This is a genomic window from Agrobacterium pusense, from assembly GCF_900102105.1.
Taxonomy (GTDB): Bacteria; Pseudomonadota; Alphaproteobacteria; order Rhizobiales; family Rhizobiaceae; genus Agrobacterium; species Agrobacterium pusense.
The window spans coordinates 553,021-578,832 of sequence record NZ_FNBB01000003.1 but is presented as its reverse complement, the minus strand read 5'-3'; the positions used below and the strand labels follow the sequence as shown (position 1 = coordinate 578,832).

16 protein-coding genes are annotated in these 25,812 nt (G+C 60.6%); 9 read left to right on the top strand and 7 right to left on the bottom strand.

From position 1 onward, the window contains the following. The first annotated feature begins 42 nt into the window (after positions 1-42). The gene (locus tag BLU28_RS11695) at positions 43-2,877 is read left to right on the top strand and encodes a condensation domain-containing protein (protein ID WP_077985638.1); all 2,835 of its coding nucleotides are present in this window, start codon (positions 43-45) and stop codon (positions 2,875-2,877) included. Between the two features lie 111 nt (positions 2,878-2,988). Here BLU28_RS11695 and BLU28_RS11690 read toward each other — a convergent pair whose 3' ends face one another. Continuing rightward, on the bottom strand, positions 2,989-4,335 hold the full coding sequence (locus BLU28_RS11690) for a condensation domain-containing protein (protein WP_077985639.1): 1,347 nt from the start codon (positions 4,333-4,335) through the stop codon (positions 2,989-2,991). A gap of 60 nt (positions 4,336-4,395) precedes the next feature. Continuing rightward, a complete protein-coding gene (locus tag BLU28_RS11685; protein ID WP_077985640.1) occupies positions 4,396-8,847 on the bottom strand; it encodes an amino acid adenylation domain-containing protein in 4,452 nt (1,483 codons plus the stop codon). 81 nt (positions 8,848-8,928) lie between these two features. Between BLU28_RS11685 and BLU28_RS11680 the strand changes: the two genes are divergently transcribed. The 8 genes from BLU28_RS11680 to BLU28_RS11645 all read left to right on the top strand — a co-directional run bounded on the left by BLU28_RS11680 (position 8,929) and on the right by BLU28_RS11645 (position 18,355). Beyond that, entirely contained in the window at positions 8,929-10,104 is a 1,176-nt protein-coding gene (locus BLU28_RS11680; RefSeq protein ID WP_077985641.1) for an isochorismate synthase, read from the top strand. 17 nt (positions 10,105-10,121) lie between these two features. Beyond that, positions 10,122-11,747 carry a (2,3-dihydroxybenzoyl)adenylate synthase gene (locus tag BLU28_RS11675; RefSeq protein WP_077985642.1) on the top strand — a complete coding sequence of 542 codons (1,626 nt, stop codon included), beginning with the start codon at positions 10,122-10,124 and terminating at the stop codon, positions 11,745-11,747. A 91-nt stretch (positions 11,748-11,838) separates the two neighbouring features. Beyond that, positions 11,839-12,708, top strand: coding sequence for an isochorismatase (locus BLU28_RS11670; protein WP_004445330.1), 870 nt, complete (start codon positions 11,839-11,841; stop codon positions 12,706-12,708). A 13-nt stretch (positions 12,709-12,721) separates the two neighbouring features. Beyond that, complete coding sequence (gene dhbA / locus BLU28_RS11665) at positions 12,722-13,477, top strand: 2,3-dihydro-2,3-dihydroxybenzoate dehydrogenase (protein WP_022562806.1); 756 nt, start codon at positions 12,722-12,724, stop codon at positions 13,475-13,477. Between the two features lie 30 nt (positions 13,478-13,507). Next, the gene (locus tag BLU28_RS11660; protein ID WP_077985643.1) at positions 13,508-14,221 is read left to right on the top strand and encodes a 4'-phosphopantetheinyl transferase family protein; all 714 of its coding nucleotides are present in this window, start codon (positions 13,508-13,510) and stop codon (positions 14,219-14,221) included. A 128-nt stretch (positions 14,222-14,349) separates the two neighbouring features. Then, entirely contained in the window at positions 14,350-16,263 is a 1,914-nt protein-coding gene (locus tag BLU28_RS11655) for a PhoX family protein (protein WP_077985644.1), read from the top strand. A 225-nt stretch (positions 16,264-16,488) separates the two neighbouring features. Continuing rightward, complete coding sequence (locus BLU28_RS11650) at positions 16,489-17,430, top strand: LysR family transcriptional regulator (protein ID WP_077985645.1); 942 nt, start codon at positions 16,489-16,491, stop codon at positions 17,428-17,430. 169 nt (positions 17,431-17,599) lie between these two features. Then, positions 17,600-18,355, top strand: a complete 756-nt coding sequence (locus tag BLU28_RS11645) for an SDR family NAD(P)-dependent oxidoreductase (protein ID WP_077985646.1) — start codon at positions 17,600-17,602, stop codon at positions 18,353-18,355. A gap of 156 nt (positions 18,356-18,511) precedes the next feature. Here the strand turns inward: BLU28_RS11645 and BLU28_RS11640 are convergent, their stop codons facing one another. The 5 genes from BLU28_RS11640 to BLU28_RS11620 form a co-directional block, all read right to left on the bottom strand. After that, positions 18,512-20,107: an ABC-F family ATP-binding cassette domain-containing protein gene (locus BLU28_RS11640; protein ID WP_077985647.1), complete on the bottom strand. Its 1,596-nt coding sequence runs from the start codon at positions 20,105-20,107 to the stop codon at positions 18,512-18,514. A gap of 281 nt (positions 20,108-20,388) precedes the next feature. Beyond that, complete coding sequence (locus BLU28_RS11635; protein ID WP_234794404.1) at positions 20,389-21,351, bottom strand: PLP-dependent cysteine synthase family protein; 963 nt, start codon at positions 21,349-21,351, stop codon at positions 20,389-20,391. 73 nt (positions 21,352-21,424) lie between these two features. Continuing rightward, positions 21,425-22,678, bottom strand: coding sequence for an acyl-CoA dehydrogenase family protein (locus tag BLU28_RS11630; protein ID WP_077985649.1), 1,254 nt, complete (start codon positions 22,676-22,678; stop codon positions 21,425-21,427). 44 nt (positions 22,679-22,722) lie between these two features. Next, a complete protein-coding gene (locus BLU28_RS11625) occupies positions 22,723-23,814 on the bottom strand; it encodes a rhodanese-like domain-containing protein (protein WP_077985650.1) in 1,092 nt (363 codons plus the stop codon). Positions 23,815-23,855: 41 nt separating this feature from the next. Continuing rightward, the gene (locus BLU28_RS11620; protein ID WP_022562815.1) at positions 23,856-25,463 is read right to left on the bottom strand and encodes an ABC transporter substrate-binding protein; all 1,608 of its coding nucleotides are present in this window, start codon (positions 25,461-25,463) and stop codon (positions 23,856-23,858) included. Positions 25,464-25,812: the final 349 nt, after the last annotated feature.

Sequence of the window (25,812 nt, the reverse complement as noted above, 5' to 3'; positions counted from 1 at the left end):
TCGCGCCGGAGCGCGATTTCCGACTATACCAAGGAGAGGACCATGGCAGCAGACAACACACGTATGCTCGCACGTCGCATCGAAGAAGGCTTCGACAACGAAGGGGAGGCCCCGCCGAGCCAATATGAGGAACGGGTCTGGTTCGAACAGTTTCAGGATCCCGATCAGGTTTTTCGGCAGCTTCTCGCCTATCGGATCGGTGAAGAATGCGATCTGCTGCGTCTAACCTCGGCACTGAAGACGGTTTGTGAGGTCTGGCCCGAGCTTCGTGCGCGCTTTGCCTTTGGCGAGGACGGTACGCTTGCCAAGAGTATTGAGGCTCCATCCGCATCCATCGTGCAGCTGCTGCATGTCCCCTCGGCAGAGGAGGCACTGACTTTGCTGCACGACCTTCAGGGGAGGCCCTTTGATGCCGAGACCGACCCGCCTTTCCAGGCCGTCGTGCTTTTGAGCGAAGGTGAAATCCTGCTGGCATTTCTGGTCCATGCCCTGCTGGGCGAGGTCCTCTCGCCGCAGATCCTGCTGGACGGTATTACGGCGGCCTATGCCGGTGGAACGCCGAAACCGCTTTCGCCGCGTGCGGTCGAAAGTGACAGCGTCGACCCGCTTCCGCTTGGCTGGCTGCAACGTCCGGCCACCGGCTCGACCGTCGTGGCGCTGCGGCAGAACACAATTGACAGGCCTGCGAGCCATAGCCATGGCGTCGACCTTGCGGCTTCCCTGCTCGGCCTCCACAGCTCCACGGCTGCAAACGCGATCCTCGCGCGTGCCGGATCGCGTTTTGCACTTTTCCTGGCAAGAAACGGTGGCCCCGAAACAGTAACCCTTCGCCTGCGGCCCGGCCTCGGCACAGCCACACCGATTTCAGCCGAGGCCGTGGCGCGGATAGCGATCACCCGCGACCAATCGCCCGAACAGGCTGAAAATGCCGTGCTGTCAGGGCTGGAGCAACGAACCGACAATGGAGGCGCAAAGGTCACCTTAACGCTGCAGGCGCTTGCAACACCTGTTCAGGCCATATCGGAACATGGTCTTCACTTCGAGCACCTGCCCCTGCCCTCCCTGCAATCCGGCCTCGGCCTGACACTTGCCGTCGGGCCGACGGCCGCGGGCGAGATCCGCCTCGAATTGACGGGCGGCAGGGAAACATCGCCGCATGCGACGGCCTTCCTCCTGGAGCGCTTCGTCAGCCATCTTGAAGGCGGCACGGATTTTTCCGAGGTCGTCCCTCAAGACGCCGCGGCAGCACCGCAGCAGGCAGCCCTTTCGCCCAGTGCGTCCGCTCAGAAGGACGACACCGTCGAAACGATCCTCGCCGAGTTCCGTGAAGCGCTCGTCTCACCCGACATGGGGCCGGATGACGATTTCTTCGATTTCGGCGGCCATTCGCTGATCGCGACCCGCATCATCGGCCGCCTTCTCGCCAATCACGGCATCGAGCTTCGTTTCAACGATCTGTTCAGCTACCCGACCGCCGCCACGCTCGCAAAACAGGCGACGCGGCTCGCAACCGCTGCGCCTGCGCAGGCGGACGCGACGGCGAGCGGCTCGCTGACCGCGCCGCTTTCGCTGGCGCAGATGTCGCTCTGGAAAGCCTATGCCGCTTTCGGTTTCGGCGAAATCTTCAACATTCCCTTCGCGCTCGATTTCCTCGATCCGGTCGATGAGAACGCCTTCGAATGCGCCTTCCTCGATATAATCGAGCGCCATCCTGGCCTGCGGACCCATTTCTACGTCGAAAACGATATGGTTCTGCAGAGGATCGTGCCAATGCATGATCTGCCCGGTTACAAATGGTTCTGGACCAGCGAAGAAAGCGAAGGGGTGGACCGCCACGCCGAGGCTGGCTGGCGCTTCGATCTGGCGCGCGAACTGCCGATGCGGCTGCGCTTCCTGCGCGACCCCCACACCGGCCGTCAGGTGCTTTCCTTCCTCTTCCATCACATCGTGCTGGACGAATGGTCGGTGAACCTGATGATGGACGAGCTGACCGAGGCTTACCGGGCAAGGGCGACGGGCGTTGCCCCGGTCTTTGCGACCAGACCAGCCCCGTTCCACGAATTTGCAAGACAACAGGTCGCGTCAGGCGTCAATTCCAGCCACCTTGCCTACTGGACCGATATGTTGCGGGATGCGCCGAGAGGCCTTACTCTCAACGGACAGGAAAGCACACCGCACGAGGCATCGCAGGACGAAGCACCGGCAGGCGGCTGGATCGAGTTCAAGCTGGAAAAACATGTCAGCGACGGGCTTTACGCCATTGCCAGGCAGAACAGCGCCTCGCTGTTCAACGTGGTCTATGCCGCGATTGCCGCATCGCTGCGCCATCTCGGCGGGCTGAGCGATCTCGTGGTCGGCACCTCGGCTTCGGGCCGCACCGACAGCAATTATTTCGATACGATCGGTTATTTCACCACGGTCGTCGCCCATCGCGTTCGTTTCACGGAAACGATGACCGTCGGCGAACTGATTTCCTCGGTGAAGAACACCATCAATGGCTCGCTGGAACACAGCGAAATCCCGATCGATCTCGTGGAGGAAGCACTGGGCATGACGCCGGGTCGCGACCATCTGTTCGAGGTCTTCATCCAGATCCACGCCAAGAACAAGCTGAACGGCGCCCTTGCGGGGCCGGATGGCAGGACGGTGGAATTCCGCCAGATCGATCCTGACAAACACGAATCCATGCTGGGGCTGCAGTTCGAGGTAATGGAAGAGACGATCGGCGGCGATCGCTCCATTCGCGTGTTGATGAGCTACCGTTCGGACCGTTACGGACCTGAGGATGTCGAGCGGCTGCGCAGCACCACCAGCGGCATCTTCAGCCGTTTTGCGGAAACCGGCGCTTCGGACCGCGTGCTGACGACGCTCGCCTGAGCCGGACCTGCCAAGGAAAACCCGGCTTCGCCTGACGGAGCCGGGTTATTTGTCTTTGAACGCTGATGAGAATGTCCTGGCGCGGCCCCTGCATCCGCACGCCGTCACACCTCAGACCGCCAGGCGGAACGCCGTGGACGCCTCCACCGCCGCAAGCGCCAAGGCCTCCTCGCGCAGCATGGCATCGAGGAACAATGGCAGCTCTTTACGGTAGCGAGCGAAGTCTCCCGCTTGTGTCAGCGCCGAGTCCGCATCGATGTGCAGGTTCAGTTCGCTGCCGTCATCTTCACCGCGGAAGGTAAGGTTGAACCCGTCGCCGGGACCATTCGCCAGAATGTGCCTGGCAACGGTGAGCCCGGCAAACACCGGCGCGCTGAACGGCAGGACATTGATGAGCGGCGAGAAGAAGAAGCGCCGGCCTTTCGGTATTTCCCGGTCGGCGGCGATCTGTTCAATACGGTAGCGGCCGTGCAGGCGCTGCTTCCGCAGATTGGCGGCGTTGCGTGTCAGAAATGCGGCGACGTCCTCGCCCGGCTCGATGGTGAGGTGGAACGGCAGGATGTTGACGAGCATGGCCGGCATATGCGCGCCGACACTGCCCCAGCGGCTCATGAAAGGCAGCCACAGTGTCAGGACATCACGATCCGGACGGGGCAGCACCCGGTGGAGATAAAGACCGGAAAGCAGCACCAGAAGATCGGGCCAGCCAATCTCCAGTGCGCCGGCCAGTCGTTGCAACCGCTTGCTGAAACCGGGCGGCAAGGCCGCATCCGCATGCAGGCCGCCGCCGCCATAATCCTCGCAATCCTTGTCCAGCACCGGCAGATCGGCGGGTGCGGCGAGATAGGCTGTCCAGAAATCGCGATCCTTTTCGAAACGCCGGCTCCGCTTGTAGGCTTCCTCTTCCGCCAGGAAATCGCCGAAGGGGTGAAAATCCGGACCCGCTTCACCCTTGCCGCAATAGTGCCCGTAAAGCTGGCCGCAGCGCTGCTCCACCAGCGTCAGCCCATAACCATCAACGACGATATGATGGGCGCGGATATACCAAAGGTAACGATCATCGGCGATACGGTAGAGGAGCTGCGCCGAGAGCCTGTCGGCCGTGAGATCGAGCCGCGCTTCCACATCCGCGTTCATGCGCCGCAAAGCCTCCTCCAGCGGAGCGGGATTGCCGCGGAGATCGACAAGTTCCACAACCGGGGCATGGCTTGGGTCGCAGCATTGCTGCGGCGTCTCGCCATCATCGCCGACGCGGAAGCGGATAGACAGGACTTCGGATTCGCGCACGGTGCGTGTGATCGCCTGAAGGAGCGCGCTTTCATTCACCGCACCGGAAAGATCGATGTAATGGGCGACGGTTGAAACCGGTTCGTCGGGATGGAAGGAAAACTCCTCCCAGAAATCGAGTTGCGGCTGCGTCAGTGGAAGCCAGCCGCCGGCGGGATCGATATGCGCCATCTGTTTTTCCTTGCACTATTTTCGTTGCCGGGCGCGGAGTGCCACCCGAAATGATGGGATTCACGCCGCCCGTACGGCCATGAGCGACGTCACCTGCCTGGCGTTGCGGCACCGCAAAAGCTGCTGCGGTGTCAGGTCAACACCGAAGACGGCGCGAATTTCGGCCGAGACGGTTTTCAGGTGCGATGGCAAAAGTCCGAGCGCCAGCAGGTCGCTGTCTGCATCCACATTTGCCGGCTTTTTACCCAATACGCTGAGATAGATATCCAGCACCCGGCGGTCGCCGTGATCGACGTCGGGAACCGCAGAGGCGGAGAATTTTGCCGGTTCCGCGTCAGCCTTTCCACCGGTCAAGAGTTCACGGGCGCGACGGCGGTCGGGCTTGCCATTGGTCGAAAGCGGCAGATCGTCAACCTTGAGAAACCGGCCGGGCACATGCGATTCCGGCAGATGCCGGCGGGCAAAGTCGCGCAGTTCGGCAGTGGTGAGTTCGAGGCCGGGTGCCGTGACATAAAGCACGCCGATGGCCGCCTCGCCCCTTTGCTCGACACCGTAATCCACCACCAGAACCCTCTGGAGAAAAGGGTGGCGGATCAGCTCGTTTTCCACATCCGGCAGCGAGACGCGCACGCCCCGCACCTTGACGTAACCGTTGACACGGCTCGCGAACATGATCTTGCCATCCGGCCGGTAGCGGCCGCGGTCCCCGGTTCGGAAGGCGCGCACGCTGTTTCCCTGCGGATCGGTAATCGTCACGAAATCCGTCTGGGTAATCGCGCCGTCCTCGAGATAGCCGATCGCGACATTCACGCCGGCCGTATGGATGCGGCCAACGACGCCCGCCGGGCAATGGCCGCCGTGATCGTTGAGGACGAAATAACGATTGGCGGGCAGCGGGTGGCCATAGGGCACGGCCGCCACATCTTCCGCAACAATCTCGTGCCAGATGCTCCAGATCGTCGTTTCCGTTGGCCCGCCTAGCGATATCAGCCGCAGGTCAGGATTCAGCCGGCGAAGCTCTTCTATGATAACAGGCTTGATATAGTCCCCGCCCTGCGCGACAAGTCGGAGCGACGATAGCTGGTTACCACGGCGGCAGGCGAGAAGCATTTCGAGGATGGCAGGCACGGAGCACCACAGCGTGACACCATGTTCTGCGACCAGCTCGTTCCAGCGCACCGCATCCTTTTCCTCTCCGGGTTCCGGCAGCACCAGCGTCGCCCCTGCAACGAGCGCGCCGAAAACATCAAAGACCGACATGTCGTGATGCAGCGGGGTGACCGAGACGAATACGTCGCGTTCCGTCACCGCCCATTCCGCCAGCGTGCCGCCAATGACATTGGCCGTGGCGCGGTTGGAAAGCACGACGCATTTCGGTTTGCCTGTCGTGCCAGACGTGTAAAGAAAATAGGCAGGCCCCTCGCTTCGGGAAAGCGCCGCTAACTCCGCCATGGAGACCGGTGCGCCAGCCGGAGCGGGCGTGGACAGAAGCACCGCCGGATCGACAGCATCAAAACCCTGCGGAACGCGACGGGCGACGATGAGCGCCGGGCGGCAGTTGGTCAGCAGATACTGCAGGCGATCGTCGGGTGAACCGGCGTCGACCGGCACCCAGACCGCCCCCATCAGGGCCGCGGCGAGCGTGATCGCCGTGTGTTCGGGGCTACGCTGCAGGCAGATGGCCACGACATCGCCCCGACCGATGCCGCGCGCCCTTAGGCTCGTGATCACGCGCGCCACCATCTCGCCAAGCTCGCTATAGGCGATGCGCCGCTTGCCGCTGACAAGCGCGGTGCGTGACGGCTCTCCTGCGAAAAGACGGCCGGCGATCCGTTCCAGAAATGGCGGGCAGACGAAGTTTCCTTCATCGCCATTCAGCCGGTAATGGGACAAGTCGACAATATCGCGTCCGTTGAGGACGAAAGCGCCGCTATCCGCGATCCCCGCAATCGCGCGCTCGACGGCTGCGAGAATATCCGCCACCATCGCCGCATCGATCGCCTGCTCCGCATAGTCGATATCGAGGGCGAGATCGCCCTTCGGATTCTGCGAAAAGCGAAAATCCAGCGCGACCTGCGGCGTCTGCGTCAGACCGTCCGTCCAGCGCATGGCCGAATCCGGCGAAAGCGTCGGCCATGTGAGACCATTGGTAATCACCACAGGCAGGGCGAGCCCGCCCGCATTCGCATTGAGAAGCACGCGATTGAGATCGATGCCGGAAAAAGCCAGATGGTTCAGCCCTTCCAGCACATCCCTCTGCAGGCCTGCCGCCCGCACGGCAAAATCGTCTTTTGCCGCATTCCACTGGACGGCGATGAAGCTGGAGCGGTTGGCGAAGGCCCCATCCACCTGCGGCGCAACGGGAATGCCGACCACCAGCGCACCCTCGTTCAGCCAGAGCGACAGCACCTCGAGAATGACCGCCGTAAGCGCCGAATTCTTGAACAGGCGCTCTTTCGCACCGGCCCGCGCAAAGGCGGAGAAGCGCTGCTTTTCGACAATCAGACTCTGGCGGCTATATCGCGACGTCGGAATGGTTTCGAGCGGTGCTTTCCAGGGCAACTGCGAGGGCACTTCAGCTTCTTTCAGCTTCTCGGTCCAATAGGCCGCGTCCCCGGCACGGGCGGCTGCGATATCCTCTCCTGGCGTTTCAGCCGCAGCGGCGATTGCGACCGGCAGGACACCGTCGAAAAGTTCCGTTGCCAGGCTGGCTATCGCCCGCCCGTCAAGGATGAGAGCGTCAAAACGCAGGAACACCACGACATGATCAGCCTTTGCTTCGGACGCCGGCAGGCGGAAGACCGTGACCTGCCAGGGAGAGGCGGCGAGATCAAAATGGGCGTGGGAAAAATCCCGTCTGACGGCATCGATCCTCGCTTCCGCTGCCGCCGGGGAAATATCCGAGAGATCGATCATATCAAGGTTGATCTCCGCTTCCCCGGACACGATCTGCACGAGGCGCCGCTCATCGATGCGGGTGCGCAGGCTTTCATGTCTCTCGACCATGGCAGAAAGGCGGGTCCGCAGCAGGGCGGGGTCGATGCTGCCGCGATATTCGCGAAACTCCTGCATCGCCACGCCGCTGAGCGGCAGATGTGTGCCGCGACCGAGAAGATATGCCTTCTGCAGCGGTGAGAGCGGACGTTCCATGGCGTTTCCTTTTTTATCGGCCAGCTGTTCGGGCATCGCAGCACCAAATCGTTCCACGCTTTCCTCAACGAGGTCCGGGTGATCAGCGAGCCGGCGAAGGAGACCCACGTAGGTTTTAAACAGGGCGCGAAGCCATGGTTCAGGCAGCGCATCGAGCCGCACATCCCAGTTTATCAGCAGGCCGCCATCAAGCCTCGCGACCTGCGCGTCCAGCGCAACCCCCGGCCCTTGCGATACGGTGTGGACCAGGGAGCCAAACAGCTGCCCAACCCTTTGTGAAAACAGATCGCCGCCCGGCAGGTCGACACCGGCGGTAAAAACCACGGGCGAGGTCTGCAAACCGCCGCGCAGGCGAGAGAGGTCGCGCATGATGCTGACGCCCGGATAGGCCTGATGGGCAAGCAGGCCGTTCATGTCATCGAAAACCCGCCCGAGCAGGGCTTCGACGCTTTCAGCGGGTCTGATATCGACGCCGAGCACCAGCACGTTGGAAAACTCACCGACGATGGAATCAACCCCTTCAACCAGGGGTGCACGCCAGAAAGCCGGGACGGAGAGCCGGAAATTTTCGGAATCGATCGCCCGCGACAGCACCACGGCAAAAACACCGAGCAACAGGGTCGACATCGTTACCGAGCAACGCCGCGCAGCCCGTTCAAGACCGTCACGTTCAACGACCGTAAGCATCGTGGCAAAACGGTCCGTATGAACGGCGCGTGACGCATCCTCCGGTAAAAATGGAAGCGGCGGCGCGTCCGGAATATCCGCAATATGCTGCCGCCACCACGACCGGTCGTATTCCCTCACGCTCTTGAGGTCAGGATCGGCCGCAAGGCGTTTCGTCCAGTCGAAGAAGGATGGCTGCGCCGGGGGACGCGCGGTCTCATCCTTGTCCGCCTCGTCGTAAAGGCGGGCGAGGTCCTCCATCAATATCCGCACGCTGGCCGGATCGATGGCCAGCATGTCCGTGTCCACATGCAGCCGGCTACGGCCATGCGGCAACAGGCTGAGCGCAATCGCCGCGGGCGGCGCAGTGCGAAGATCCGTCGCGCGATGGCTCCACGCGTGGCGCTTGATCTCGAGTCGGCGCGCAAGCGTCTCCGCATCAAGCGCCGTCATGTCCTCCACATCGAGATGCAGCGGGCGACCATCAGGATCGACGGATTGACGCCCTTCCGCATCGATCCTGAGGCTCAGCATCGGGTGGCACCGGCAAAGCCCGCCGACTGCAACGGCCAGTTTTTCCAGCTCCAGAGCTCGCCCCTCGAACTCGAGATAAAGATGGGGCGTAACTTTTCCGAGTATCCCATCCGTCTCCCGACCGACCCAGTAGGCCACCTGCATCGGAGTTAAATTTAGCATGTGAATTTGCACCGATTGACAAAACATGATTATCATAATCAAGTATAAGCCATCGTCAACCACTCGAACAGGAGGCATCCCATGAAAACGGGAGCACTCAGGACGAATGACGTCGAATCCGACGAAATTGCTGATTTTAATAGAGATTTTCTCTTCACTTCCGGTACCGGGCAGTTGCGGGCCAAAGGAATCCGCGAAAGGATAACGCTTCCGGCCCGCGGCGGAGAAGATACGGGCAGCCCTTTGCAGCAAGCGATTAAAGCCGCTTTCGAACGGGCCCGCCGGGCTGGTCAGAACAATCCGATCGCCATTGGGGCAATCCCCTTCGATGTCAGCGAACCCTCATGCCTTTATATACCGAACAACCATGAGTGGAGCCCACGAGAAACCGCGCCGGTCGTCGCCGATTCGGCCATGCCCGCGCTTGTCGGCCAGAACAGCCTGCCGGACGAGACCGGCTTTAAACGCGCCGTAGAGCACGCCATCGTCAATTTCCGCCATTCCGATGTCCGTAAGGCGGTACTTTCCGTGATGCGCGAACTCACCTTCGCTTCCGAGGTCAATGTCGAGAGATTGCTGGCGAGTCTCGCAAAACAGAATCGCGAAGGTTACCAGTTCCGTATTCCGCTGCCCGATGGCGGCGACCTCATCGGCGTCAGCCCGGAGCTCCTGATTCGCAAGCAGGGTGAGAACATCATCTCGAACCCGCTGGCGGGATCGGCAAAGCGGATGGTCGACCCCGCCGCGGACAAGGCCAACGCCGAGCGGCTATCGGCTTCGGAAAAGGACCACTACGAGCACAGCCTCGTTATCGAGGACATCCGCTCCCTGCTTTCGCCGGTCTGCGCGGAACTCGATGTCCCTGAAAAACCCTCCCTCATCAACACGGCGGCCCTCTGGCATCTTTCGACCCGCATCGAAGGCCGCCTCGCCGACCCTGAGACCAATGCCCTGCAGCTTGCGTGCCTGTTGCACCCGACGCCGGCCGTCTGCGGTTTCCCCACCGAGCGCGCCCATCGCCTTATCCGCTTCGTCGAGCCTTTCGAGCGTGGCCTCTTCACCGGCATGGTCGGCTGGACGGATTCTGAGGGCAATGGCGAGTGGGTGGTGACGATCCGGTGCGGCACCGTGCAGCGAAAAACGGTGCGGCTCTTTGCCGGCGCCGGCATCGTTGAGGCATCGGAGCCCGAATCCGAATGGGCCGAGGTGCAGACCAAACTCAAGACAATGCTGAACGCCTGCGGTCTTTCTGCCTGATTTCCCGGGGACAAACCATGACAATCGAATTTCAACGCTGGCCCGACGATCTGACGCGCCGCTACCGCGAGCACGGTTACTGGATCGACAGGCCGCTGAGCGGCATCCTCACCGAACAGATCGAGCGCCGGCCGGACGCGACGGCCCTGATCTGCGGCGACCGCCGCTTCACCTACGCGGATATCGACCGGCAATCCTCCAATCTGGCCGGACATCTCTCCGCCGCTGGCATCGGCAAGGGCGACACCGCGCTGGTACAGTTGCCTAACATTGCCGAGTTCTATCTCGTCTTTTTCGCGCTGATGAAGATCGGCGCGGCCCCCGTCAACGCACTTTTCAGCCATCGCCGGCTGGAAATGACCTCCTATGCGGAGCAGATCGCGCCGAAGCTGGTGATCGGCTCGCGCAGCCACGAGCTTTTCGCCAATGACACATTTTTGGAGGCGCTGAAGGCGGCTTCTCCCGGGCTTACCCTGACCCTTCTGCTTGGCGAAACAGATCCGCGGTTGAGCCTGGAACGGCAACTGGCCGCCCCTGCCGAAAACCCACCCGTTTACGCCCCTTCCGCCGCCGATGAAGTGGCGCTGTTCCAGCTTTCCGGTGGCAGCACCGGTACGCCAAAACTGATCCCCCGGACGCATAACGACTATGATTACAGCGTTCGGGCCAGTGCGGAAATCTGCGGCCTTTCGCCTGAGACCCGCTTCCTCTGCGCCATTCCGGTGGCGCATAATTACCCGATGAGTTCGCCCGGCGCGCTCGGTGTGTTCCACGCCGGCGGTGCGGTGGTCATGGCCGCCAATCCGGAACCACTTGCCTGCTTCGATCTCATCGAAAAACACGGCGTTAACATTGTGCCGCTGGTGCCGCCGGCCGTCGCGCTGTGGCTGCAGGCGGCTCCCGCCCATCGCGAAAGGCTGAAGTCGCTCAAGCTCCTGCAGGTCGGCGGTGCAAGCTTCGCCGAGGCTTTGGCCCGCCAGGTGCCGGAAGTGCTGGGCTGCGATCTGCAACAGGTCTTCGGCATGGCGGAAGGTCTGGTGAACTACACCCGCTTCGGTGACCCCGACCATATCGTCTTTACCACGCAAGGACGACCGATCAGCCCGGATGACGAAATCCGCATCGTTGACGAGGACGGCAACGACGTGCCCGAGGGCGAAGCCGGCATGCTGGCAACGCGTGGCCCCTATACGTTCCGGGGCTATTACCGCGCGCCCGAACACAGCGCCCGGGTCTTCGACAAGGATGGCTTCTATTACTCGGGCGACGTCGTGCAGCGCACGCCCGAAGGTTATCTGCGGGTCGTTGGCCGGGTGAAGGACCAGATCAATCGCGGCGGCGAAAAGGTCGCTTCGGAAGAGGTGGAAAACCTGATCCTGCGGCATCCGGATGTCACCCATGCGGCTCTGGTGGCGATGCAAGACGAACTTCTCGGCGAAAAAAGCTGCGTCTTCGTCGTGTCGCGCAATCCCGCTCTCAAGGCGCCGGCTATTCGCCAGCACCTCGCAGGCCTCGGCGTCGCGGATTACAAGCTGCCGGATCGTGTGCGCTTCATCGACGCCATGCCCCTCACCGCCGTCGGAAAAATCGACAAAAAACGCCTGCGCGATCTGCTGACGACCCCCGTCGCCGTCAGCGCCTGACATTCCGCACCCATCGAAAGGGACGCCAAAATGGCGTCCCCATGTTCCTAAATGCGCCAGCCCAGCCGGTGCCGCACAAACCGAGGTCATCATGACGATCCCCACCATTTCCGACTATCCCATGCCGATCGCCGCGAGTTTTCCGGCCAACAAGACAAAATGGCAGCCCGATGCGAAACGCGCCGTCCTCCTCATCCACGACATGCAGCGTTACTTCCTGCGGTTCTACGAGGCCGACGGCAAGCTGATGACGACCCTCATCGACAATCTCGCCAAGGTGAAGACATGGGCCGTTCAAAACGGCGTCCCTGTCATTTACACCGCCCAGCCGCATAATCAGCCGCCCGGCGACCGCGCTCTTCTGAACGACATGTGGGGACCGGGTCTGACCGTCGTTGATCCCGAACTGCAGAAGGTGGTGGACAAGCTCGCCCCCACGCCTGACGACGTGGTGCTGACCAAATGGCGCTACAGCGCTTTCCAGCGCTCCGACCTTGCCGAACGTATGAAGGGCTGGAACCGTGATCAGATCATCGTCGGCGGCGTTTATGCCCATATAGGCTGCATGATGACGGCAGTGGAAGCCTTTATGAAGGACATCCAGCCGTTCATGATCGGTGATGGCGTTGCCGATTTTTCCGAGGCGGAGCATCGCATGGCGCTGCAATATGTGGCCACACGCTGCGGCGTGGTGATCGATGCCGCAAGCCTTGTCGGCGCGGGAAAGGGCGACGATATCAGCGAATGGCTGAAAGCCCGCGTCCTGCAGATGGTGGAGGATGAGAGCGATATCGACCCCGACGAAAACCTGATCTTCTACGGGCTGGATTCCCTGCAGGTGATGAAGCTTGCCGGAGAGTTGAAGGAACGCGGCGTCACCGTCGGCTTCGATGAGCTTGCGCGTGTGCCCACTCTCTCCGCCTGGTGGACGCTGATCGACCAAAAGCGGCTCGCGGCCTGAGCGGACAAAAAAGATGACGCAACAGAGATTTACCGGGCGGCGCGTGCTGGTAACGGGTACGGCTCAGGGCATCGGCCGCCGCATCGCCGAACGTTTCATCGAGGAAGGGGCCGATCTCATCGGCCTCGACCTCCAGGCCAGAACGGCGGAAGCGCCCTTCCGCCAGATCGCACTCGACATCACCGATGCGGCGGCGGTGGAGACGGCCTGCAAGGCGATCGAGACCGAATGGGGCGGGCTCGACATTCTCGTCAATGCCGCCGGCATATTGCGGCTCGGCGACAGTGAAAGCCTGACGCCCGCGGACTGGAAGGCGTGCATGGATGTCAACGCTGCCGGGCCGTTCCATATGCTGAGACAGTGGAGCGCCACCTTCAAACGGCAGCGGCGCGGCGCAATCGTCAATATCGGCTCCAATGCCGCCGTCGTGCCGCGCATCGGCATGATGGCCTATTGCGCCTCCAAGGCAGCGCTGGTCAGCCTCAGCCATTGCGCCGCCCTCGAGCTTGCGCCCTATGGCGTGCGCTGCAACGTCGTTTCACCCGGCTCCACCGATACGCCGATGCTTGCCGGCATGTTGAGCGATCCTGCCGGCAAGGACCGGCTGGTCGCCGGCCTGCCCGAGCAGTTCAAGCTCGGCATTCCGCTCGGCAAGATCGCAAGGCCGGACGATATTGCCGATACCGTGCTGTTCCTCGCCTCCGATCAGGCCGGGCACGTGACGATGCAGCAGATCGTGGTTGATGGCGGTGCCACGCTTGCGGCTTGAATTCGAGCCGTTGGATTGAGAGTAAGGGACATGGACGTCGTAATGGCGTTTGATCACGACGCCATCTCCGGCGATCCACCCGAGGCCATCTGGCCTTGGCCGGACGACATATGCGGCTGCCATTGCCTTACCCTTCGTTTCAGCGCCGATGAGGGCTGCGGCGGCGAGGTCCCTCCCTTGCCGCCGCAGCTTTCAAGCGCCACGCAAAGACGCAAGGCGGAATTCATCGCGGGGCGCAGATGCGCTGCGGAAGCCATCCGCCGCCTGACCGGCCGTTCCATCTTTCCCGGTATGGGCGAGGACCGTGCGCCTATCTGGCCCGAAGGGGTGATAGGCGCAATTTCCCACAGCGAGGGTACGGCGATTGCGCTTGTCGGCTGCTGTCGACGGTTTCGCGGTATCGGCGTCGATATCGAAAAAATGCTGACAGAAGAGGAGGCCCGCGATATCGCCCCACAACTCCTGACCGCAAATGAGCGCTACAACCTCGGCAACATTATCGATCCCTTCATCACCGGCTTGATTTTCTCGGCCAAGGAAAGCCTGTTCAAGGCGCTGTACCCCGTGGTGGAAAAGCTGTTCTTTTTCGAGGCGGCCGAATTATCCCGCCTGGACGCAAATGGCTCGGGATCCTTGTGCCTGACGGCCGAACTCAGCGAGGAATGGCGGAGCGGAACGGAGGTTCCTTTCCGTTTCTGCCGCTTCGAGGGCCAGCTTCTCACCCGCGTGCTCATCCCGCATTGAGGGAAAAACAGCAGATTCATAACCGCGACAATCATATTTTAAACCTGTCTTCCCGTCATCCGAGTGAAACACTCGGAAGGTACGCAGCCTGTGGAATGATTCCAAACATTGAACGGTGGAGACACGATATGACCGACATCGATACGAGCAAATTGTCCTGGGACGAGTGGGACGAACTGCAGAACCCGCCGCCGACCGAAACCGATTTCGACCGCGTCGTCGAAATCGCGATTTCCCGCCGCGGCTTTCTGGGCGGCGTGCTCGCCTTCGGTTCGGCCGCAGCCGCCATGGGCACGCTCGGCAACCTGATGAGCAGCACCTCGGCCGAAGCGCAGGAAGCCGCCGTCAGCCGTTTCCCCTTCAAGCCGGTTGCCGCCGCCACCGACCACACCATCCATGTGCCGGAAGGCTATAACTGGAAGCCGCTGGCGAAATGGGGCCAGCCGCTGTTCTCCAACGTTCCTGATCTCGACCCCGCAAAGGGCGTCAGCGTTGAAAATTCCGACAAGATCTTCGGCGAAAATACCGACGGCATGGAACTCTTCGTGGTGGGCAACCACCAGCTGATCGCCGTCAATCATGAATATGTGAACCCGGAAACCAACCTGCCGCACGCCGAAAAAGGCGACCCGAAGACGGCCGACGACGTGAAGATCCTGCAGAACATGCAGGGCGTCACCGTCATGGAAGTCGCGGAAGACAAGGACGGCTGGAAAATCGTTCTCGACAGCCCTTTCAACCGCCGTATCCACCACAACACGCCGATGAAGCTTTCCGGCCCGGCCGCAGGCTCCGATCTCGTCAAGACCGCCGCCGACCCCAAGGGTGTCGACTGTCTCGGCACCTTCAACAATTGCGGCGCAGGCCGCACGCCCTGGGGCACCTACCTCACCTGCGAAGAGAACTTCAACGGCTATTTCGGCACCACCGACGCCGCCTTCAAGCTGCCTGACGATTACAAGCGTTACGGCATCGTCGCCGAGACCCGCTACGCCTATGAGAAGTTCGACGCCCGTTTCGACGTTGCCAAGAACCCCAATGAACCACGCCGCGCCGGTTACGTGGTCGAGATCGATCCCTCGGACGCCAAGTCCACACCGATCAAGCGCACCGCGCTTGGCCGCATCAAGCATGAAAACGCCGCCGTGGTGATCGGCCGTGACGGCCGTGTCGTCGTTTACATGGGTGACGACGAGCGCGGCGAGTTCCTCTACAAATTCGTCTCCAGCGGCATCTACGTCCCGGGCGGCGACACCTCCAAGCTGCTGGACGAAGGCACGCTTTACGTCGCGAAGTTCTCCGATGACGGTGCCGGCGAGTGGCTTGCCCTGACGCCGGAAACCACGGGCATGAAGATCGACGAAATCTGCGTCTTCACCCGCCAGGCTGCTTCCAAGGTGGGCGCGACGACCATGGACCGCCCGGAATGGGTCGCCATCAACCCCGTCGCCATCGAAGCCTATTGCGCGCTGACCAACAACAGCCGCCGCGGCGAAATGAAGGACGGCAAGCTGCGCGCCAATGCCGGCGGCGACGCCATGGCGATCAATGCCGCCAACCCGCGCGAGAAGAACGAATACGGCCAGATCGTGCGCTGGTATCCGGAAAATGACGACCATGCGGACGGCAAGTTCAAGTGGGACCTGTTCTGCATGGCCGGTAACCCCGCCGTCCACAAGGACGCCTATGCCGGCTCCCCGAACATCAACGAAGGCAACATGTTCAATTCGCCTGACGGCATGATGTTCGACTCGACCGGCCTGCTCTGGATCCAGACCGATGGCGAGGACACCAATGAAGGCAACTTCGCCGGCCAGGGCAACAACCAGATGCTGGCGGGCGACCCGGCCACTGGCCGCATTGAGCGCTTCCTGACTGCGCCGAAGGGTTCCGAAGTCACCGGCCAGACCTGGTCCGCCGACAAGCGCACCCACTTCGTCGGCATCCAGCACCCCGACGCCCCCTTCCCGGACGGCGAAGGCAAGCTGCCCCGCTCGACCGTCATCGCCATCAAGCGCGACGACAATGTGAAGATCGGCTGACGCACAGGCATGAACGCAACCGGATCGCGAGGGAATTGCCATCCGGTTTCACGATAAATCGCCGCGTGCCCGAAAGGACACGCGGCGTTTTGCCTGTGTTCGTGAATGAACGTTCGGATATCGTCGTATGGCGCAGATTTATCCACCTTTCGCAAGAACCTGCATGGCAGGGCTCGCCGGGCATGTGTAGATGTAGATTATCTCCACCTGCTTGTTGGGCCTCTCTTGGATCAGATACTCGCCATTCGAACATTTGTCCGCGTCGCCGAAGCCGGGTCCTTCGCCAAGGCGGCGGATATGCTGAACCTTCCTCGGTCCTCAGTCAGCAAGCTGGTGCAGGATCTCGAGGCACATCTCAAAACAAAGCTCGTGGAGCGCACCACGCGGTCGGTCACGATGACCACGGAGGGCGTCGCTTATCACGAACGCGCGCTGAAGCTCCTCGCCGATCTCGATGACATGGACGGCACTATTGCCGGCTCCCGCAGCACACCCAAAGGAAAGCTGCGCGTCGACATCGGATCTGTGCTGGCAAACCAGATCCTCATCCCGGCACTTTCGGATTTTCAGCGCCATTATCCAGAAATCGATCTCATGCTCGGTGTCAGCGATCGCCCCGCCGATCTCGTCAGTGAGGGTATCGATTGCGTCATTCGCGGCGGGGCGCTGGGTGACTCATCAATGAAGGCGCGGAAGCTGTGCGAGCTGGACTACGTCATTTGCGCATCGCCCACCTATCTGGCTGGTCTGCAGTTGCCGGAGCGACCTGACGATATCGAGAAGCATCGGATCGTCTCCTACTTCTCCGCGTCATCTGGAAAGAGATTTCCATTGCGTTTTCAGCGCGGCGAAGAGCGAAGCGAGTATCTCCCGGCCTCTGGCGGCGTTTCCGTCAACGAGAGTACCGCGCATCTAAACGCGCTGCTGTCGGGACTGGGAATTGGCCAAAGCTTCGGATTTCTCGCGCGGCCCCATTTCAAGAGCGGGGCGCTGGTTGAACTTCTGCCCGACTGGAAGCCGGACAATCATCCCCTTCATCTCGTCTATCCCGCTGATCGTTTCCCAAATCCGCGGCTACGCGCCTTCACGGAATGGACAGCGAAGGTGTTCGAAGCGGTCGACGCACGGCGCGATGTGACGAAGACGACTATCCATCCAGATGGATAATGTCTCCATCCTGAGCGGCTTCTCTCCACCGGGCTGACGAACTAACTTCTCCTCATCGGACGGTGACGAGGCCAATGGCCAGCGCCACATCCCGAGCAAATTCAGAACTTCAACAGGCCGTGCATTCGGGCTGAACCATTTCGCGCGCCCAAGCATCAGGAGAGTTAACATGGCCAACAGGCTTCAAAACAAGATCGCCGTCATCACCGGAGCAACCAGCGGCATCGGTCTTTCGACGGCCAAGTTGTTCGCTGCCGAAGGCGCACGCGTCTATATCACAGGCCGCCGCAAGGCCGCTCTGGACAAGGCGGTGGCAGAAATAGGACAGGGCGCGGTCGGCGTACAGGCGGACTCCTCGAGCAACGCGGACCTCGACAAGCTGTTCGCCCAGGTGAAGGCGGAACAGGGCCGCCTTGACGCCCTCATCGTCAATGCCGGTGGCGGCACCATGCTGCCGCTCGGCCAGATCACGGAGGAGCAGATTGACGACACCTTTGGCCGCAACGTGAAAGCTGTGATCCTGACCGTGCAGGCGGCACTTCCGCTGATGGGCAAGGGCTCGTCCATCGTGCTGACGGGTTCGACTGCCGGCACCGAAGGCACGGCTGCCTTTTCCGTCTATTCCGCTTCCAAGGCCGCGGTGCGCAACCTGGCGCGTTCCTGGGCTCTCGACCTCAAGGGCACGGGCATCCGCGTCAACGTCATCTCGCCCGGCGCCACGCGCACACCAGGCCTCGTCGAACTTGCAGGCGACGACAAGGAACAGCAGCAGGGCCTGCTCGACTATCTCGCCTCTCGCATCCCTCTCGGTCGCGTCGGCGAAGCCGAGGAAATCGCCAAGGCGACGCTTTTCCTCGCCTCCGATGATGCGAGCTTCGTCAACGGCGCCGAGCTCTTCGCGGACGGCGGCCAGGCACAGGTTTAACGCTGAATCGCAGTGGCGGGTGGCCTCCGTTTCGAAGTAGGAAATCAAGATGCGTGCTGCCGTCAATCGCCTGCACAGAGAGCCTCAGGACGTTCTTCAGGCCGTCGAGCTGGCTTCTCGAATGACCAAATGCCGCGCTAAAATGCGCGGCGTTGCTCATGTTTGACGGCGTCCATGAAGCTCAAACCGCCGGGACACGCCGATCCCCTCCAGAAATGCCTCGTCGTGGCTGACGACCAGAATTGCGCCGTCATACGCTTTCAGGCCGGCCTCCACGATCGCGACGGAATCAAGATCGAGGTGATTGGTCGGTTCATCGAGTATGAGAAGCTGCGGCGGCTTCTGGTTGCCAAGGACGCAGGCAAGGCCGGCGCGCAGCATCTGGCCGCCAGACAGATGCCGCACATCCTGCAAACCGGCGTCGCCGCGAAACAGGAAGCGGGCAAGAGCGGCCCGGCAGGCGTTATCACTGGACCGCGGGTTGAGACGCATGAAATTGTCCCGGACGGATAGCCCGGGTCGCAGCAAGCTGACCTTCTGGTCCAGCAACGCGCAACCAACCTCAACTCGGACCGATCCAGAAAATGGCGCGAGAGACCCGGTGATGACGGAAAGCAGCGTCGTCTTTCCCGAACCGTTCGGCCCCGCCACCGCAATCCGTTCCGGACCTGTAATCGCAAGCGACAGATCGGACAGGACAGGCGCATTGCGTTCGTAACCCGCAGTTACGTCTTCCAGCCGCAGAACCGTCTTTGACGCCACCAGTCCGGTGGACGGTATGGACAGCATGAATGGTTCAAGCACCTCAATGCGCCCTCGCGCCTCTGCGACGTCTGCCTTGGCCTCCCCCGTCATTCGGCGCGCCGTGGCGGCGTTGTCACCGCTTGTCTGCTCCGCCCGCATGGCGCGCCCTCCGGCCGAAATTCTCGGTATTCCTCCTTCCGCCGCCTTCCTTTTGCCTGCACCATCGCGACGAGCCTGCCGCTCGGCCGTCTCCTGCGCCTTGCGCTCGACGGCGCTGAGCCGCTTCTCGGCCTCGGCCAGTTCATGCCTGGCATTGTCAAGCTCCAGTGCCTTGCGATCGCTGTAGTGGTTCCAGTTTCCGCCATAACGGCTGATACCGAGCGATGTCAGTTCAGCAATGCTGTCGACCGTTTCGAGCAATTCACGATCATGGCTGACAATGATTGCGCCGTGACGCCAGCCGCTCACAAGTTCGATCACTGCAGTCCGACCGTCACGGTCGAGGTTGTTCGTGGGTTCGTCGAGGATCAGGAACTCCGGTGCATGATAGATTTGAGCGGCAAGCGCTGCACGGGTGCGCTGCCCGCCAGAGAGTCGGGCGAGCAGTGTCGTCGCGGGCATGGACAGGCCGAAGCGCGCGAGTGCCGCCTCGATATTCGTCTCAAGCATCCAATCGATATCGGCCAGTTCCTCCAACGTCGCGCCACCCGCCTGCGCCCGTTCAAGCACAGCGAGCGCATCACGCGCGCCAAAGAGATCGGCAATCGTCTCATCTTCGGCCACCTGGACGCTTTGACGCAGGATGTGGATACCCGACGGTGCAGAGACAGAACCCGAAGATGGTGTCAATTCGCCGGCGATCAGCTTCAAGAGCGTCGTCTTGCCGGCGCCGTTACGACCGACAAGCCCGATACGCTCCGGGCCGAATACAATATTCAGATTGGTGAAAAGCGAACGACCGTCAGGGGTGAACCAGGACAGATTGGAGAGTGTGATAAAGTGGGTCATGGACAAGGTTTTCCCGCATGGCAAGGCAAAGTGGCGTTGCTATCGGGTTGAAATCCATTGTCGACCATCCTGTTGTTGCTGCGGACCGATGGAATGTAGCGTTTGAAAATGGGACATTCAAGGCCGCTTCAATAACGGCCTGCGCTCTTTTCAAGCATCAGCGGCTGACGGTCTTGTGTTCGCTCCACATCCGGCGTCAGAGGGCAATGATTTCGCCGACATGGTCATTCACGGGCACAGTTCAAACTTCTCCGGGGCCGCGAACCATGCGAGCAGACTTTTCAGTCAGGGGCATCAAAAAGCGAAAGATAGCGCTCGCCACTATCCGGAAACACGACCGCAATCGTCTTGCCGTTGTTTTCCCCGCGGCGGGAAAGCTCGATCGCGGCAAAGATGGCTGCACCGGATGAGGTTCCCACAAGGAAGCCCTCCTCTCTGGCCACCGCAAGCGCTGCCCGCCGCGCCTCTTCGGTGGTAACGGCAATGACTTCATCCACGACGCTCTTGTCGTAGGTCTCCGGCAAGGTCCCTTCCTCCACCTCGGTCACCTTGTGGACGCCTTCGATCGTGGAAGCGTCGGGGTTTTCGGGGGATGGAACGGACTGCGGTGTCGGCTCGGCAACAACGATCCTTATCTCCGGTTTTTGCGCCTTCAGGAAGCGCCCGGCACCGGACACGGTGCCGCCCGTACCAACGGTGGCGACCAGGATATCGACGTCACCTTCGGTATCGCGCCAGATTTCCGGCCCGGTCGTCTCGAAATGAACCTGCGGGTTGGCATCATTTGAACGCTGGCCGGTATAAAATGCATCCGGATTTTCAGCCTTGATCCTGTCGATGATGCGATGGATGGCATCCGGCTGGAACAGCTCCTCATTTTCGATCAGTTCGATCTCGGAGCCGAACTGTCTGAGGATGTTGATCTTGTCTTCGCTGATGGTATTGCGAAGATAAAATTTCGTGCGGTAGCCGCGTGCGGAGGCAACCGCCGCAATTCCGATGCCTGTATTGCCACTGGTCAAATCAAAAAGAAGATCGCCCGGCTTCAATCGGCCGCTCTTCTCAGCCTCACGTATGATGCCCCAGGCGGTGCGGTCTTTGACACTGCCTGCGGGATTGAGGTACTCGATCTTGGCGAGAATGCGCGATTGGAGATTGTATTTCGTCCGAATTCTGGCGAGTTCCACCAGCGGCGTATTGCCGACGAGTTCTGTAAAATCCCGATAAATCCTGCCCAATTTCACTATCCTGTTTGCACTGCGTGGATACCGAACAACAGGCTCCAATGCGTATCGCCCGTCGGACCGCATGTTTTGATCATGCTTCGGATTTTTCCTTCTGCGTTTGCGGTGCTATCCCCACGCCTCCATTTGGCGCTGGTGAGGCGCCGTTCACGGCGAAATCTCCAACGATACGGTCGTGATAGATACGGGGATTGTGTGAGGTTATCGTGCGGGCGTTTCGCCAGTGACGATCAAGACCATGGCTGCGTTTTGCGGCTGAGGCGCCAAGCGCATCGAAGAGGACAGTGGACGCATCCAGGATAAGGTTGCTGACCACCGTAACCGACTGGCTGACCTCCAGCTCCGCGTCACGGTTCGCAGATGCAATGCGCTCCTCGTCTCCAGACAGATTGGCATCATAGGCAGCCTGCAGGGCTTCCGCGGCCTTTAACACGATGGCGCCGGCACTGTAGGCCGCGCCTCTGATCCGCCCCACGACCTGAAGCACCTGTGGGTCTTCAGAAAAACGCGCGGCGTTACTGCGTTGATAGACGCGTTTGCGCTCCGCAACATGGCGGGCGATCTCCAATGCGGCCGCGCGGCCGATCCCGGCAAGCGAGGCCAGATGGACGAGCTGGAAAAAGCCGCCTGAATAGCTGAAACGAAGCGCGCTCGGCTTGATGAGGTCCTCGGAAATCGCCACGTCGGTAAATCGCGCCGTGCCGCTGGCCGTCAGCGCCTGTCCGAAACCATCCCAGTCGTTGACGATTTCGACGCCTTCAGCCTTTGTGGGAACAAGCGCGCCAACCGGTACACCATCGCCATCCACGGCTCCAAGCGTGATCCAGTCGGCATAGAGCGAGCCGGTCGTATAATATTTCTCACCATTCAGCCGCCAGCCGCCGCCATCCCGGGTGAGCTGGGTGGAATAGGTTCCAAGTTTGGCATCCCCGATTTCCGAAAAGCCGCTGCCAATGGTTTCGCCACGTCCGATCCGCTCCAGCCACGCATCCCGCCATGGCGAAGGTGGTGCATTCAGCAGATCCTCCGTAAAGCCGAGGTGGCTGCGGTAGGCATTGGTGAGGTTGGGATCCGCCTGCGCGAGTTCAATGATCAAGCCAAAAAGCTCGGGAAGCGTCAGGCCCAGACCACCAAATTTCTCCGGCAGGCGCAATCTGGAAAAGCCGGCCTTTTTCAAAGCTTCATAGTCATCGAAACGAAGCTCGCGTTCCAGATCGTGTCGTATTGAATCTTCGCCAATTTCGGCAAAAATTCCCCGAAACCTCTCGGCGATCACTTCAAAGCTTTTGCTGGGCGCAGAACCCCAGGCATGGCTGGCATTGGTCATTGCAAATTCCTGTCTGTGGAGCCGTCTGGCGAACACCCAAGGGTCTAGGCGGCTGCCGCTTCGGCACCCTGTTCGAAGTCGTGTAAATGGAGCGCGATTTCGAACCCTCTGCGTTTCAGCCAGTGGGCCACGACCCTGGCGCGGGCGCCGAGCAGGTCATCCACCAGAATGACCCGGGCACCGCGCACCGCGATCGTTCTGTAGGCGACACCGAGAAGCTGCCCGCCTTCCGACGAAATTGAGCCCTGCAGATGGGACGTCTCGAACTCTTCCGGTGTGCGCACATCCAGGAAATAGGTCGTTCGTGATGGATCTTTCAACCATGTCTCGGTGGTCGGGCGGTCGATGAAGCGCAGATCGTCATCCCCGGAAAAGGCCTCCAATCGCGCTTCTGCAATCTCTTTCGCATTGGCGCTGACATGCGAATATGTCCGGGAGCGGCCTGATTCCAGCTCAAATCCGTCGTCCGTCCAGCCACGTGTCCCATCATGCAGGTAACTGACATCGTTTTCGACACCGGCGTCGATCAATGTCTGCGCGCCGAGAATTGCGCGGGGCAGGCCCGCGCAGGATACGACGACCCTTGTTTTGGGCGAGGGAACGAGATCGGAAAAGCGCAGCAGGAGTTCTGCCCCCGGCACAGCGATCGCACCGGGCACATGTGCCTTTTCATATTCCGGCAATGTGCGAGTATCGAGGATGACAACATCCTCACCGGCGTCCCGCCACGCCTTGAGCTCACGCGCAAAAACCACAGGCGTGTTTTTCTCGCTTCTCACCTTCTCAACGAAAGGAACGCCGGGAATATCGAATGTCGGCAACGCCTCGACGCCACCTTCGATCCATGCCGGGATTCCGCCACGCAGAAAATGAATGTCGGTCCAACCCTTGGCGGCAAGCCGTTCGGCCGCCTGCTCCGCGCTGCCTTTTCCATCATCCACCAGCACGGTGCGCACGACGGGGCGAGGAATGAAGCGATCAATTTCCGCCTCAAGCCTGTCAACCGGAAGGTTCGTGGCAAATAGCGGTGAAGCATACCCCACTTCCTCGGCGGTACGGATATCCAGAACCGCAAGTTCCCTGCCATCCCGCAGCCATTCGATGAGACGATCTTTTGTTACAGCAAATACGGACATTGCGTTTTCTCCTGACAAATCCGGAATTTTCATGCGGGGTTTCAAGCGGTCGGATCGAGCCACAGATCGCCGAAACTCCAGTTCAGCCCCTGCGCGCCGGTGACATAGTTCCTGACCCGCTTGTGCGCCACGATCTGGCTTCCCGCCGCCACGAGATCGACGGAGGCGACGTCGTCATGGATAAGATGCTGGAACTTGCTCCAGGTTACCCAGCGTTTCTTCGGATCCGGTTCGATGGCGGCCGCCTCAAGAAGCGCATCCGCCTCTGGATTGGCGTAGTTTGCCGCATTGGAAAAGGGCAGCCCGATCTTGAAATTCTTGCTCCAGTAGGCGCGCTGGATGCCGAGCGACGGGTCGAAGGTATTGGAGAGGGATTCCACCACCAGATCAAAGGCGCGGTCGGTGTAGACAGTTTTCAGATAGGTCGGCAGGTCGTATTTGCGGATTTCAACGGCAATGCCGATCTTTTCAAGCTGGCTGCGAAGAACATCGGCATAGCCGGGCGTTAGATAGGAATTATACGTCAATCGTACTGGAAAACGCTTGCCGTCTTCCTTGCGCGGATATCCCGCCGCGTCGAGTAACTTTTCCGCTTCTTTCGGGTCGTAGGCATATGGCTTGACCGAAGCATCATACCAGTTGGGAAGGGCCGTGCTGACGGGGCTGGGTGATATCTGCGCATAACCGAAGAGCGCCACATTGACGATCTCGTCGAGGTTGATTGCCTTCGCAATGGCCAGGCGAACATCTTTCTTGCGGAAGATTTCGTTATCGTAATTGAAGAACAACTGCTGCTGCGGACCCGCATAGGCATAGGTGTTCGTATCCAGAACGAGATCGGGGTTCTGCTTCAGCCGTTCGAGATCCGCCAGCGGCACGGGATTGTCGCCAAGATCGACTTCGCCCGTCTCCAGCGCCACTGCCCGCGCAGCCGGGTCGGTGATGATGCGCAGGATGATGCGATCAAGATAGGGTTTGCCGGCATCCCAATAATCGGGATTTCGATCGAAGATCAGATGGCTCCCCGGCGTCCATTCGGTCAGTTTGAAGGGGCCGGTGCCAATAGCAGTCTGCAGCGTCTGGCCATCGGCGGGCTTCAGCTTTTCGAAAATATGCTTCGGCACGATCGGCGATTCCGAACTCGATTGCGCAGCAATGAGAAACGGTGCGGGTTTGGACAGAACGATAATGGCAGTGAGGGGATCCGGCGTCTCCACCGCCTGAACGTTCTGGTAGGTTATGCGGCCGCGCGGGTGTGCTTCTTTCAGGCGGAAAATCGAAAAGGCAACGTCTTCCGATGTAAAATCTTTGCCGTCATGCCATTTCACATTTGGCCTGAGTTTGAACGTATAACGCAGGTGGTCATCGGAAACGGACCATTCCGTTGCCAGCAAGGGCTGCGGCTTGAGGTCGAAATCGAATGTGAGGAGGCCTTCAACAATCTTTGGGCCGATCGCCTGCCCCGTGCCTGACGATGTGTTGATGGCGAAAAGCGCGTTGCCGGGATCGACACGATAAAGCAGCCTGAGCGTGCCGCCGGAGACGGGCCGGCTCGCATCGCCACCCGCTGCGAACACCGAACCAGGCAGGGCCGTTCCTGCCGTTGCCAAAAGAAGCATTTTATTGAACTGCCGGCGTCCGATCGTCATGAAAATCCCCGTTTGAAAACGTCGTTTCGATGACGAAAGCATCGGGGCAATGCAGCGCATTCCTAAGGATAAAATTCTTCCTCCTAGTCGAAGAAATCATTCCTTGCGGAATTTTATTTCAATACTTACGCAAGCAGGCACCAAAACTCGCGCTGAATTGCCCCATCCATCGGGATCTTCGTTGCGCATCCGGAGCAGATGGTGGAATGCGAAGAAATCTCGCCGGCGTTTGTTTCAGCATTCCCGTGGAAATGTTGTTTCATCTCAAAATCGCGATTGAGAAGGACATTGCTCGGCAGATGCCTCGGCCGGCCATATCAAATCACAGGAATTTGCCACCTTTCTGATC